The sequence below is a fragment of the Capsulimonas corticalis genome (assembly GCF_003574315.2).
Classification (GTDB): domain Bacteria; phylum Armatimonadota; class Armatimonadia; order Armatimonadales; family Capsulimonadaceae; genus Capsulimonas; species Capsulimonas corticalis.
Genome location: NZ_AP025739.1, coordinates 3,740,294 through 3,753,433 on the forward strand (window position 1 = coordinate 3,740,294; position 13,140 = coordinate 3,753,433).

Consider the following 13,140-nt stretch of genomic DNA (forward strand, 5'->3'; position numbering starts at 1 on the left):
AAACGGTCTCAAGGGAGACATACGCCTACGGGCAAGGAGACTACGATGGGGTTTGGATTGATGGCGGTGGGAGTCCTGCTGATGGCGGGGCCGCTGTTTGTACCGACATTTTCACACAATCTAGCGGCGCAAGCCGCACTCGGGATCGTTGGATTGGTTCTGTTTCTTTTAGGATTGGGAATCACGATTGTGACCTCCCTTTACCGCAAGACATCGGCCGATCAAGCCTTCGTCATGACCGGCGCGGGCGGTTCGAAGGTTGTTTTGGACGGCGGCGCGCTGGTGATTCCCGTAATGCACCGCATCACGGAAGTCAACCTGCGGACGATGAAGCTGGGAGTTAACCCGCGCGGCGCGAATGCGCTGATTACCAAGGATAACCTGCGGTCGAATATTCTGGCGCAGTTTTATATCCGGGTGCAGGCGGATCGCGAGCATATTCTGAACGCCGCCCGCTCACTGGGCGTCAACTCCGTGGACGCTGAGAACGTCGAGCAATTGGTCAGTGAGAAGCTGGTCTCGGCGCTGCGCGCCATTGCCTCGCAGATGGAGCTGTTCGAGATTCATACCAAGCGCGACGAGTTCGCCGAGCGCGTCAAAGAGCACGTCAAGTCGGACTTGGAAGCGAACGGCTTGCTTTTAGAAAGCGTGACGATCTCTGAACTGGACCAGACCGATCCGGGCGAGCTGTCGGACAACAACGTCTTTGACGCGCAGGGTAAGAAGAAGATCACCGAAATCACGGCGGCCGCCATGGTCGAGCGCAACAACTTAGAGCGCGAGGCGGAGCGGGCGCGTAAGATCCAGGACGTCGCGACGCGTCAGAAGATCCTGGAGCTGGAGCGCCAGCAGGCCGAGGCCGAGGCGGGACAGCGTACGGAGATTGCGAAGATTCAGGCGGAGAAGTCCCGCGAAGCGCAGGAAGCCGTGATCGCGCAGGAGAGGTCGGTCGAGATCGCCCGTATCGAGAAGGATACGGCGCTCCAGGCGGCGGAAATCGAGCGGCAGAAGACGGTCGAGACGGCCCGTGTCGGTCAGGAAAAGACGGTCCAGGCGGCGACCATTGCCCGCGAGCAGGAACTGCAGCGCGCAGGCGTCGAGCGCGATCAGGCGGTGGAGCTCGCGCAGCGGATCAAGCAGATCGCGATCGCGAATAAGGAAACCGAGCGGGCGACCGCCGAAGAGGGCGCCCTCGTGGCGCAGGCCGCGCAGGAAAAGGCGCGCCAGCAAGTCCTGACCGTCACGCAGATCGCGGAAGCCGACCGCGACGCCAGCAAGAAGCTGATCGCCGCGCGTCAGGAAATCGAGCGCGACAAGATCAAACAGCAGACCGAAGCCGAAGTGGCGGCTTTCACCCGAGTGACGGTGGCGCAGGCCGAACAGGACGCCGCGACCAAGCAGGCCGCCGCCAAACTCCAATTGGCGCAGGCGGACGCGCAGGCCAAAGAGCAGGTGGCGCGCGGCGACAAGGCCCAGCAGATGGTTGCGGTCGAAGTTTCGCGGGAAAACGTCAGCGTCGAGCAGGCGAAGGTCGATGTCGAGCGCAAGCAGCTGGAAAACCGGCAGGAGTTCGCCGAAGCCGGTATCCGATTGGAAGTCGAGAAACTGCGTATTCAGGCCGACAAAGAGGTGCAGCAGGAGTTCGCCCGGGCGCTGGGCCAGTTCCTCTCCAAGGGCAACATGACGCTGTACGGCACGCCCGAAACGGCGCAGAAGATGATGGACAACATGGCGAAGGGCTTCGGGATCCGCGCCATGGCCGACGGCTTCCTCGGCGGCGCCAATCCAGTGAACGGCGCCAACGGCCACACCCCGAACGGCAACGGCGCGAGCCCCGTCGATAATCTGATCGGCAGCCTCGGCAAGCTCGTCGGCCCCGTGGTCGAAAAGCTCACCGGCCAGCCGCTCGACAACGAAGCCCAGGCCGACGCCATCGCGAAGGCCCTCGCCGGCAACCCCGCCGCGCTCAAAGCCATCGCCGACGCGCTCGCGACGCCTGAAGCGGCTCCCGCGCCCAAGCCCTCGGAGCCGATTGTCGTGAAGTCCGTCGCGGCTAACGGCGCCGTCAGCGAAAAGCCGGCGGTGATTGTTACTTCGGCGGGGACGGACGCGAAGTAAGAGGAGAGGCCCTCACCCGGCGCTCCGCGCCACCCTCTCCCAATTCTGGGAGAGGGTTAAGATTTGGATCTTTGATCCAAAAGAATTAAAATCCCAATCTTCTCTGACTCCCCCTCTCCCAGAATTGGGAGAGGGGCCGGGGGGGTGAGGGCCATCCCCCTTCACTCCACCCCATCCCGCCGCCGCAGCGGCTCGGGGAGGGCGATGCTGCCGTGCTGGCGGAATTCGCTGGGTGTCATCTTGGTCATCGATCGGAAGGCGCGGATGAAGTTGGTGTAGTCGGAGTAGCCTAATCTCGTCGCGATCTCTTTGATGGAGGTGTCCGTGTCCTTGAGCAGGAAGCTCGCGCGGCGCATCTTCATCTCCAGCAGGATCTCCTTGGGCGAGCGCTGGAGGCATTTTTGGAACGCGCGCGACAGATACTCCCGGTTGACGCCCATTCGGCGCGCGAGCGTTCCCACGTTCAGATCCAGCTCGATGTCGCTGTCGATGATTTCCAAGGCGCGCTTGATCAGGTCCATGGCCGGGTCGGGCTCTTCATGGGCGCGGGCGCTGGCGGCGAGCGCGAGGAGCAGCTCCAAGACGATCTCGGCGCCGTCGAGCGCGTGGGGGTGGGTGGTGGTGTACGCGGAGGATTCGAAGCCGAGCAGCCGCTTGATGATCGGCGACTGCGGACTCAGATGGTAGATCGATCCATAGTTTTCCACCAACTCCCGCACCATCGCCCGAGCGGCCAGTCCTCGGAAGTTGAACGCCAAAAATTCCCAGCGATGGCGGTCGACGCCAGGATAGAAGTAGCTGGTGTCCGGGGCCGCGATCTCGGTCAAAAAGGCGTCACCTTCCGAGAGGTAATGGACGCCGTGCTTGTCCGAGAACCCACCGGTGCCGGCGAGAGTATAGCAGAAATAGCAATAATCCTGGCTTCCGCGCAATCGCCCTTCCGCCCGGTAACGCGGATCGTTCGTTTCCTGCGCGCCGATCGACATTGGATAGAGAAACAGCGGCATTTCGGGCAGCGGCACGATATCCACATGCCAGAGCATCCGATAAGTCTGCCGATGGGTTGCGTTCCAATACGCGAACTGGGGCGTCTGCTTCGGCCCGAGGTTGATCTCCGAAAGCTCGATTGCTGGCACCGTGTCGCCGCTTCGTCCGTCCGTCTCCGAAATTTCTTCGTTATCGCTCACTCGTACTCCCGCACAGGAAAATCACAAAATGACATTGGAAAGCACGCTTTCACCATTGACGCCGCGCCGCGATTATTGTACCCTTGTAATGCGCCACGCTGACGACCTGCAAGACGCCAAAGTCTCCCCGTGAAAATTCAAGCCGTCGTATCCCAGCGCTCGTCTCTTTTTCGAGGCGTTTCCCAAACAGTTATTTACCATGTCACTTCTCAAAACTATTCGGCCATCACGAGTTTGCTCCCGATTCCTCGCTTTGAGCGCGATCGGCTTGTCGAGCGCAGTCTGCGGACGCGGTGAGCCGGCGCCGTCCGCCGCCCCGGATCCCGTGGTCCGCGCGCCCGTCCTGACGTTTCAGGACCGGATGGCGCAAAGCACTCTTGGCGACGCCTACCAGAACGCGCTGGACAATCTGCTGCGCATCAATACCGTCCCGGATACCGAAAAGGCGCACAATAAGGCGGGGATGATGACCGGCGATCCGGGAATGTTTGTGCGCGCGGGCGGCGGATACAACGAGCCGTGGACGCGGGACGCGTCGCTCAATAGCTGGAACGCGGCGTCGCTCTTGGAGCCCGTCGCGGCGCGCAACACGCTGTGGGCGGTGTGCGAGCGGCATCCCGACGGAACAGTCACCATTCAGCAGGACAATCAGTGGTGGGATAAAGTCATCTGGATCACGGGCGCCTGGTCGCACTACACGGTCACCGGCGACCGCGAATTTTTGGCGTCGGCGTACCAGGTGACGCAAGATGAGCTCGCTCGGATGGAGCGCGACCATTACAGCAAGGAGTTTGGGCTTTTCCAGGGACCGGCGTTCTTTACCGACGGCATTGCCGGCTATCCCGAGCCGCCCTACGATCCGGCCAACAGCAGCAGCTTCGTCCTCGATCATCACTACACCCAGGAGCTGATGCCGCTCAGCACGAACTGCGTGTACTACAACGCCTACAAATGCGCGGCGCGGATGGCGGCGGAACTGGGGCGTCCCGCATCCGAAGCGCGGCAATACGACAGGGCGGCCGCGGCGCTGAAAACCGCGATCAATACGCATCTCTGGATGCCGGACAAATCGACGTACGGCTATTTCATCCATGGCGCCGGACCGCTGCAAGGAAAGCTGGATCCGACGCAGGAAGGGATCGGAATCTCCTACGCCATACTCTTCGGCGTCGCCAGCCCCGCGCAGGCGAAGAGCATCCTGGAGAACGCGCATCGCTCGGCGCATGGGATTACGTCGTCGTGGCCGCACTTCGCCCGCTATGACGACGCGCATCCCGGCCGGCACAACGGGATCGTCTGGCCGCTGGTGAACGGCATGTTCGCCTGCGCCGCCGCGCAGGCCGGGCGAACCGATCTGTACCGGGACGAAGCCGAAAACGCCGCGCTGCTCGCGGCGGGCAGCGGGCGTCACTTTTTCGAAATTTATAATGGAATCTCGGGCGCCCCCGATGGAGGGTGGCAAACGGGGTCGCACTGGCCGTCGCAGCCCGATCAAACCTGGTCCGCGACGGCTTACCTGCGAATGATCTATTCGGGACTGTTCGGCATGACGTTCCAGCCAAACGCCCTCACCTTCGCGCCCACGCTTCCGGCGCAGTGGGGGAGCGTCCAACTGACGGGCCTGCGCTATCGCTCGGCGGTGCTCAACATCACCCTGAACGGAAGCGGACATCGCATTTCGCGTTTTCTCTACGACGGCAAGCCGCGCGCTCAGCCCGCCGCGCCGAGCGACGCGACGGGAAGCCACGAGATCGTCATCACGATGAAGTCCTAAGAAATGTTGTTCGCGGGTACGGGCGGTTTAAGCCACTCGTACCTGCGCCCCGCCGCGCATCGCCTGGACGATTACCCGTCCACGGCGCGATACGCGAAACGTCTCCCCAGTAATCAGCCGGTAATCCCCGGCGTCTCCTTCTTGAGTAATCCAGCAGTCGCCTTGAAGGCAAAGGATTGCGGCGCCGGCGCGGCGGACGTCCATTCGGAACAGGCCGCCGGAAATCAACGAAATCTCATCCGTCTCCCTGGGCGATAGATCCGTGTCGGTTCGGATAGGAGCGGGCACTCGATCGACATTGAGAGTTTGCGCTTTCATGACTCTATTATGAAGATTCGCGCACGGCAATAACAGAGGTAAATTCTGGAAATTGTGACCGATACAGAATGGTATAATTTGAACTGTACTGGTCGCGAAGACAGGCAATTGTCCCTTGGCGGAATGGAGCCGGGCAGGTATCATGTAGCATGAATACCACGGAAGACAATGGCGTCCGGTCCGGGACGCTTTATGAAGAGGTCGCGGCGCGAGTGACGCGTCTCATCGATGAGGGGACGTTCCAGCCCGGCGACCGTCTTTCGTCGGTGCGCAAGCTCAGTCAGCAGCTGCGCGTGAGCATCTCCACGGTGATGGAGGCGTATCGCGTGCTGGAAGACCGGGGCTTGATCGAGGCGCGCCCGCAGTCGGGCTACTATGTGCGGCTGGCCCGGCAGGACGTTCCTGCTGAGCCGGCCGTCTCGCACCCATCCCCCATCCCCACCGCCGTTCGAATCAGCGATTTCCATGGGATGCTGATGCGCGACATTGGCGATCCCAAACTTCTGCATCTGGGCGCCGCCATTCCGAACCCCGAACTGCTGCCGATCGGAAAGCTCAGCCGGACAATCGCGGCGGTCACGCGTCGGCATGGCGTGCTGAGCGTGGCGTACAACGGTCCGCTTGGGGCGGAGGCGCTGCGCGTCCAGATCGCGCGCCGGGCGCTGAGCGCCGGATGCACGCTGGCGCCCGATCAAATCCTCACGACATGCGGAAGCCAGGAGGCAATCAGCCTGGCCCTGCGCGCCGTTTGCAGTCCGGGCGACACGGTGGCGATTGAATCGCCGATTTACTACGGCATTCTGCAATGTATCGAGCAGCTGGGGCTGCGCGCGCTGGAGATCCCCACATCGCCGCGCACCGGGATCAGTCTGGAGGCGCTGCGCTACGCGCTCGACGAAAACAAGGTGAGCGCCTGCGTCGTCGTCAGCAACTTCAGCAACCCGCTCGGCGGCTGCATGCCCGACGACCACAAGCGCCAGCTAGCCGAGATGCTCGCGGAGCGGGAAATCCCGCTGATTGAAGATGACATCTACGGCGACCTCGGATTCGCCGACGAGCGGCCGAAGACCTGCAAGGCGTTCGACCGCGACGGGTGGGTGATCCTGTGCTCATCCTATTCGAAGACGCTCGCCCCCGGATACCGGGTGGGGTGGGCGGCGCCGGGGCGCTTCCTCGACAAGATGACGCGCCTGAAGCTGACGAGCAGCCTCGCCTGCGCGTCCCCGACTCAGCTTGCGGTCGCGGATTTCCTCGCGAATGGCGGCTACGATCACCACTTGCGCAAGACCCGCAAAGTCTATGCGCGGCAGGTGCAGCTGATGGGGCAGGCGGTCGGCCGCGCCTTCCCCGCCGGCTCGTGCGTCACGCGCCCCGAGGGCGGCTACGTGCTCTGGGTGGAATGCCCGCCGCGCGTCGACTCCCTCAAACTATACGAATGGGCGCTGACGGCGGGTGTGACCATCGCTCCCGGACCGCTCTTTTCCGCCAAGCAAAAATACCGCAACTGCATCCGGCTCAACGCCGCCTTCTGGTCCGACGATGTCGAGCGCGCCATCATGCGCCTGGGGCAAACGGCGGACGCCATGGGCAAATAAAGCGTCTCCGCACTTCAACTTCGACAGGGTTAAAAGCACAGAAGCAAAATTCTCTTGACATGCAATACTAGTAGTGCTATACTCAGTAACGCCGCCGACGCCGCGTTTGCGGGAAATGCGAGCGTCCCGCGCTTTCCTCGGAAAACCACGAATATGCTTTATCACGCGCCATAATTCATTCATGCGAATATCAATCAAAGATGTGGCGCTGCGCGCGAATGTGTCACGTGGGACCGTATCGCATGTGCTGAACGGCAATGTCGAGGCGAGAATCGCGCCGGAGACGCAGGAGCGGGTCCGGAAGGCGGCCACCGAGCTTGGATACATTCCCAACCAGATGGCGAAGTCGCTCTTTCGCGGCAAGACCCAGCTGATCGGCGTTTTGATGACCGGGATCGAAAATCCGTTCTTTACCGAGCTGCTCGGCGCCAGCGAAACGGCGATTGCGGAGGCGGGATATCGGCGGCTGGTGGACGCCTCCATTCCCTATATCGCGAAGGCGCGCCCGGAAATTCTTTCCGTGTGGCCGGTGGATGGAATTCTGATGCATGCGGCCATTGGCCGTGTTTCGGAGGGTGTTTTGGGCGCGCCGGTGTCTCATGTGCCGGTGGTATATCTGGACTCTCCCGTTGACGCCCACCGCGACACGGTGCAGTTCGATTTGCGGCCCGGCATGGCGGCGGCGGCGGACCATCTTCTTTCCCGCGGGCACAGGCTCATCGGGATTGTCAGCCCTTACGATCCGTTCGATCTTTTTATGAAGCAGCGGCATCAGGCGCTGAACGCCGCCGCACAGGAACTGGGCGCGCGGATCGTCTCGCTGAAGCTGGATGAGAACAGCCGGCGCGGCGCGTTAAATCTTGGCCTGCGGATCGCGGCCATGCCTTCGTCCGAGCGCCCGACGGCGCTGCTGTGCCACAACGATCACCTCGCCATCGGGGTTTATCATGGAGTGCGCCGCGCCGGGCTGCGCGTGCCCGAGGAGATCGCGATCGTGGGGGTGGATGGGATCGAAGAGGCGGATTGCCTGGATAAGCCGCTGTCGACGATTAAAACCCCGGTCGAGGAGCTCTGCCGGATTGCGGTGACCATGCTTCGCGAGCGGATCGAAGGCGCCGTGGACTGTCCGCCACGCCATAGGACCGTGGCGAGTGTTTTTCAGCCGAAGGGAACGACGTAAGGATTCGGTTGTGCAAAATGTAAATGCGCCTATTGCAATCTTGATCCGCAAATATGGACGGACGGATGGTAGAAAATAAAGAGGAATACACGGTATGCTGGTGAATGAACAGGGGCGGGACATGGGCGTCGCGTCTTCGGGCGCAGGCCAGGAAAACTCCAAAATCAATGGCGTGGTGATTGGCGCGGCGATCGTCGCCGCGCTCGGCGGCCTGCTCTTCGGTTTCGATACGGCGGTCATCTCCGGCGCCACGGATTGGCTGACCCGAGTGTATTCGCTTTCGACGGGCATGCTGGGGTTTACGGTGTCCAGCGCGCTCATCGGCACGCTGCTTGGGTCGATCGGAGTTGGCAAGCCGGCGGATAAGTTCGGGCGGCGCGAGATCCTCTTCCTGCTCGCCGTGATGTACTTCGTGACGGCGATCGGCTGCGCGCTCGCCACGAATCTCTGGGTCTTTATCGCGTTCCGGTTTTTGGGAGGGCTTGCGGTCGGCGGCGCATCGGTGGTGTCGCCTATGTACATTGCCGAGATCTCGCCGGCGAAATTTCGGGGACGGCTGGTCGCGGTCACGCAGTTCAATATCGTCTTTGGGATCCTGCTCGCGTATCTCTCAAATTATGTGATCAGCAGCCTCAGCCTTGGGGAAGTCCAATATCGCTGGATGTTCGGCGTGCAGGCCGTACCCGCGCTGGCGTTCTTCGCGCTGCTCTTCACGACCCCGCAAAGCCCGCGCTGGCTGATCGCCAAGGGCCGCGTCGATGAGGGCCGCGACGTGCTGCTGCGCTGCGGGACGAACGCCGGCAATGTCGACGCTCTTGTGACGGAAATCCAGGAGTCGCTGGATATCGAGCATCATTCGGTCGCCGAGCCGTTTTTCACGCGCAAATACGCCAAACCGATCCTGCTGGCGGTGGCGATCGCGATGTTCAACCAGCTTTCGGGGATCAACGCCCTGATCTATTACACGGCGCAGATCTTCAAGATGGCGGGCGCGGGAACGCAGTCGGCGTATTTGCAGTCGGTGATTGTCGGCGTGGTAAATTTAGTCTTTACGATGGCGGCGATGACCGTGATCGACAAGATCGGGCGGCGCAAGCTGATGCTGGTCGGCTCCGTCGGGTACATCGTCAGCCTCAGCGCGGCCGCTTACTTCTTCTACACCCATACCGGCGGACTGCTGGTGCTCGCAAGCCTGCTCGTCTTTATCGCCGCCCACGCCTTTGGTCAGGGCGCGGTCATCTGGGTCTTCATCAGCGAGATCTTTCCCAACCGTGTCCGATCGCAAGGGCAGGCGCTGGGCAGCTTCACGCACTGGGTCATGGCCGCCGCGATCTCATGGACATTCCCGATCATCGCGGCCTACGCCGGCTGGATGACCTTCGCCTTCTACGCGCTGTGCAGCGTCGGCCAGCTCGTCTGGGTGCTGACGCAAATGCCGGAGACGAAGGGCGTGTCGCTGGAGAAAATCCAGCAGCAATTAGGGATTGAGTAAAAGCTAGGAAATCTATGACGATCGATGGGCATCACAATCGGGCGGCCGGGGAGGAGACGCTCTATCATGAGAGCGGCCGGCCGCAGTTTCACTTTACGGCGCGGCGCCACTGGCTGAACGATCCGAATGGCCTTGTCTACTTCGCGGGCGAGTACCATCTGTTCTTTCAGCATAATCCCAGCGGCAATAACTGGGGCAATATGACCTGGGGACACGCCGTGAGCGCGGATCTGGTGTCGTGGAGGCAGCTCGACGACGCGATCGCGCCGGACCGACTGGGTACGATTTATTCGGGATCCGCCGTGGTCGATTATGACAACACATCGGGGTTTGGCGACGGTTCGGAGCCGCCGATCATCGCCATGTACACCGCCGCCGGCGGCTCGTCGCCGGAATCCGAGGGGCAGCCGTTCACCCAGTGCCTTGCATACAGCAATGACCGGGGGCGCACCTGGATAAAGTACGCGCAAAATCCCGTCCTGCCGCACGTCGTCGGCGAGAACCGAGATCCCAAGGTCATCTGGTATGCGCCCGGTCAATTCTGGGTGATGGCGCTGTTTCTGGATGTCGGGAACTTCGCGCTTTTCACATCGCCGAATCTCAAGCGCTGGACGCGGATCCAGACCATCGGCTTGCCGGCCTCCAGCGAGTGCCCGGACTTTTTTCCGATGACCGTGGAGGGATCGCCGGCCGATGAGCGCTGGATTATCGCCGCCGCCAACGGGCATTATCTGGTCGGGCGTTTCGATGGTCGCGAGCTCACGGATATCCTCGGTCCATATGTGATGGACTTCGGGGCGAACTTTTACGCCGCGCAGACCTTCAGCGACATCCCGCCCGCCGACGGCCGGCGGATCCAGATGGCCTGGATGGCGGGCGGCGTTTATCCCGGAATGCCGTTCAATCAGCAGATGAGCTTCCCGACCGTGATGACCCTGCACGAAACCTCCGACGGCCCCAGGATCTTCCGCAATCCCGTCGCCGAAATCGAGACGCTCGTCGCCGGCGTTCGTGAATGGCGCGATCTTACGGTCGCTCCGGGCGAGAATCCCATGGACGAGATCACGTCGGATCTTCTCGACATCAATGCGGAGATTCTGTCGGGGCCCGAAGCCGTCTTTGGATTTCGGATCGGCGGCGTGGAAATCCGTTACTCCGGCGCGGACCGCACTCTCTCGTGCCTGGGACGCTCCGCGCGCCGGGAAAGCAGCGGCGGCGCCTTGCCAATACGGATTTTAGCGGATCGCACGTCGATCGAAATCTTTGCCGACGGCGGCCGCACGGTGCTCTCATTCTGCATCACGCCATCGGATCCCCGGCCGCCGCTGGAGTTCTTTGCCGAAGGCGATCCCGTCCGCGTTTCTTCACTGAAAGTTCGGACACTGCGTTCTTCGTGGCCCAATTCGCCCATCCACTCTTGAGTCAGAAAGCCCCGTCCATGATCTTCATTGCTTCGCCCTCGTCCTCACGCCATCGAGTGTTGGGACGCCGGGTGCTTCTCGTGTCTTCGTTCATCGGCGTTCTGATTTCCGCAAACACCAGCTGCGCGGCGCTTGCCGCGAGACTGCCCCGTTCCGTCGCCTCTGTCAAAGCGCATACGCCCGGGAATAAGGACGACATCACCATCGCCGATTTCGAAGGAGCGCGCTACCCGGACGGCTGGACGACCACGGGAACCGCATTCGGCCTCGGTCCTGCGCACGGCGCGATCGGCGGCCAGCAGGCGGTGACCGGTTTCGTCGGGCAGGGGTTGGTGAATAGTTACTTTGGCGCCGCCGACGGCGCCACCGGAACTCTCACCTCGCCGCCGTTCGTCATCGGGCGGAAATACTTGTCATTTCTCATCGGCGGCGGGCGTCATCCCGCGCAGACTCGGATTGATTTGCTGGTAAACGGCGTTTCCCAGCGAACGGCGACGGGCGGCGATAGCGAGCAGCTCGCGCGGATGCAGTGGGACGTCGGGGATCTCAAGGGCAAGACGGCGCAGATCCAGATCACGGACAGCGCCACGGGACAATGGGGGCATATCAACATCGACGCCATCACACTTACCGACCACAAACTGCCGGATGAACGCACGCGCCTTTTGGCCTCGGCCATGGAAGCGATCCGCGCCGCCGTTCCTACAGCCGAAGCGGACGCGCGCCGTCCGGCCTACCACTTTCACGCGCCCGCTCAGTGGATGAACGATCCCAACGGTCCCATCTACGACAAAGGCTGGCATCACATCTTCTACCAGTTTAACCCGTACGGCGCGAAATGGGGCAATATGCACTGGGGCCACGCGCGCAGCAAGGACATGGTGAACTGGGAGCAGATGTCGGCGGCGCTTTGGCCGTCCAAAAGCGCGGGCGAAGACCATGTCTACTCGGGTTCCGTATTCCCGCGCGCCGACGGAACCCCCATGGCCTTCTACACGAGCATCGGCGACCGCGAGCCGGAGCAGTGGGGCGCCGTCGCCGCCTCGGGGGATCTGGCGACATGGCGCAAATCCGCCGAAAACCCTCTGGTGTCCGGCGTGACCAACGGCGCCGACAAGATCGCGGAGTGGCGCGATCCGTTCCTCTTCTCCGAGAACGGGGCAACCTACATGGTTACCGGCGGCGGGCTGAACGGCCGGGGCGTTGTCTTGATGTACCAGGCCATCAATCCCAATCTGACGTCATGGCAGTATCTTGGTCCGATCTTCCACCATCCCGACGCAGCCATCTCCAATATCGAATGCCCGAATATCGCCCGCCTCGACGGCAAATGGCTGCTGCTGACATCGACGTATGGCAAGGTCGAATCGTTTGTGGGCCAGCTGGATCTCAAGACGCATCTGTTCACCACGGAGAAACGCGGCGTGCTCGCAGACGGCTCCTACGCCAGCCAATTGACGCATGACGCCGCCGGTGATCTCATCTACTATGGCTGGATGCATACGGAGCAGGGCTCGGGCTGGAACGGCTATCTGACCCTGCCGAGCACCCTTCGCATTGCGCCCGACGGAACGGTGATCCGCAAGCCGATCGCCAAGTTTGAAAGCCTGCGCGGCAAGCACATCCATCTCGCCGACCACTCTCTCGCGAGCGCCCTGGACCTCACCGGGCAGCTTTCGGGCAAGTCTCTGGAACTGATTGCCGATATCGATCCCGGAACCGCGACAAGCGTCACCATTCACCTGCGCCCCGGCTCGGCGGCGGACATCCATTACGACGCCGCGTCGCGCGCGCTCACCATTCCCCATCGCGATCCAGTGACGCTGCCAGCAGACTCCGACCTGAAATTGCGGATCTTCGTGGACAACGGCGCGCTCGATGTCTACGCCGCCGACGGCGCCGTCACGCTGGCCGCGTTTCTCGACGAACCGCTGACGCCCGACGCCGGCGTGCGGATTACCTCCGACGGCGGCGCGGCGACCGTCAAGAATCTGGATGCTTATGAGATGAAGCCGGCGGTGATCGACGATCGGGTGTTTGGGGGACGGTAGGCCC

General features: G+C 62.2%; 9 protein-coding genes. 7 read left to right on the plus strand and 2 right to left on the minus strand.

Going from position 1 to position 13,140, the window contains the following annotated elements; translation table 11 throughout:
- The first annotated feature begins 45 nt into the window (after positions 1-45).
- Positions 46-2,118, plus strand: a complete 2,073-nt coding sequence (locus tag D5261_RS16035; RefSeq protein ID WP_119320318.1) for an SPFH domain-containing protein — start codon at positions 46-48, stop codon at positions 2,116-2,118.
- Positions 2,119-2,279: 161 nt separating this feature from the next.
- On the opposite strand, the gene D5261_RS16040 is transcribed toward D5261_RS16035, so the two are convergent.
- Positions 2,280-3,305, minus strand: a complete 1,026-nt coding sequence (locus tag D5261_RS16040; protein WP_119320317.1) for a helix-turn-helix transcriptional regulator — start codon at positions 3,303-3,305, stop codon at positions 2,280-2,282.
- Positions 3,306-3,573: 268 nt separating this feature from the next.
- Between D5261_RS16040 and D5261_RS16045 the strand changes: the two genes are divergently transcribed.
- Positions 3,574-5,079 (plus strand): MGH1-like glycoside hydrolase domain-containing protein, encoded by a 1,506-nt coding sequence (locus tag D5261_RS16045; protein ID WP_125205858.1) that lies wholly within the window; start codon positions 3,574-3,576, stop codon positions 5,077-5,079.
- A gap of 27 nt (positions 5,080-5,106) precedes the next feature.
- On the opposite strand, the gene D5261_RS16050 is transcribed toward D5261_RS16045, so the two are convergent.
- The gene (locus D5261_RS16050) at positions 5,107-5,397 is read right to left on the minus strand and encodes a DUF2917 domain-containing protein (RefSeq protein WP_165864021.1); all 291 of its coding nucleotides are present in this window, start codon (positions 5,395-5,397) and stop codon (positions 5,107-5,109) included.
- Positions 5,398-5,546: 149 nt separating this feature from the next.
- Between D5261_RS16050 and D5261_RS16055 the strand changes: the two genes are divergently transcribed.
- The 5 genes from D5261_RS16055 (at position 5,547) to D5261_RS16075 (ending at position 13,136) form a co-directional block, all read left to right on the plus strand.
- On the plus strand, positions 5,547-6,992 hold the full coding sequence (locus tag D5261_RS16055) for an aminotransferase-like domain-containing protein (protein ID WP_119320314.1): 1,446 nt from the start codon (positions 5,547-5,549) through the stop codon (positions 6,990-6,992).
- A gap of 181 nt (positions 6,993-7,173) precedes the next feature.
- Positions 7,174-8,172: a LacI family DNA-binding transcriptional regulator gene (locus D5261_RS16060; protein ID WP_165864020.1), complete on the plus strand. Its 999-nt coding sequence runs from the start codon at positions 7,174-7,176 to the stop codon at positions 8,170-8,172.
- A 163-nt stretch (positions 8,173-8,335) separates the two neighbouring features.
- On the plus strand, positions 8,336-9,664 hold the full coding sequence (locus tag D5261_RS16065; protein WP_119320779.1) for a sugar porter family MFS transporter: 1,329 nt from the start codon (positions 8,336-8,338) through the stop codon (positions 9,662-9,664).
- 14 nt (positions 9,665-9,678) lie between these two features.
- Positions 9,679-11,085 (plus strand): glycoside hydrolase family 32 protein, encoded by a 1,407-nt coding sequence (locus tag D5261_RS16070; protein ID WP_119320312.1) that lies wholly within the window; start codon positions 9,679-9,681, stop codon positions 11,083-11,085.
- 17 nt (positions 11,086-11,102) lie between these two features.
- Complete coding sequence (locus D5261_RS16075; RefSeq protein WP_165864019.1) at positions 11,103-13,136, plus strand: GH32 C-terminal domain-containing protein; 2,034 nt, start codon at positions 11,103-11,105, stop codon at positions 13,134-13,136.
- Positions 13,137-13,140 lie beyond the last annotated feature (4 nt).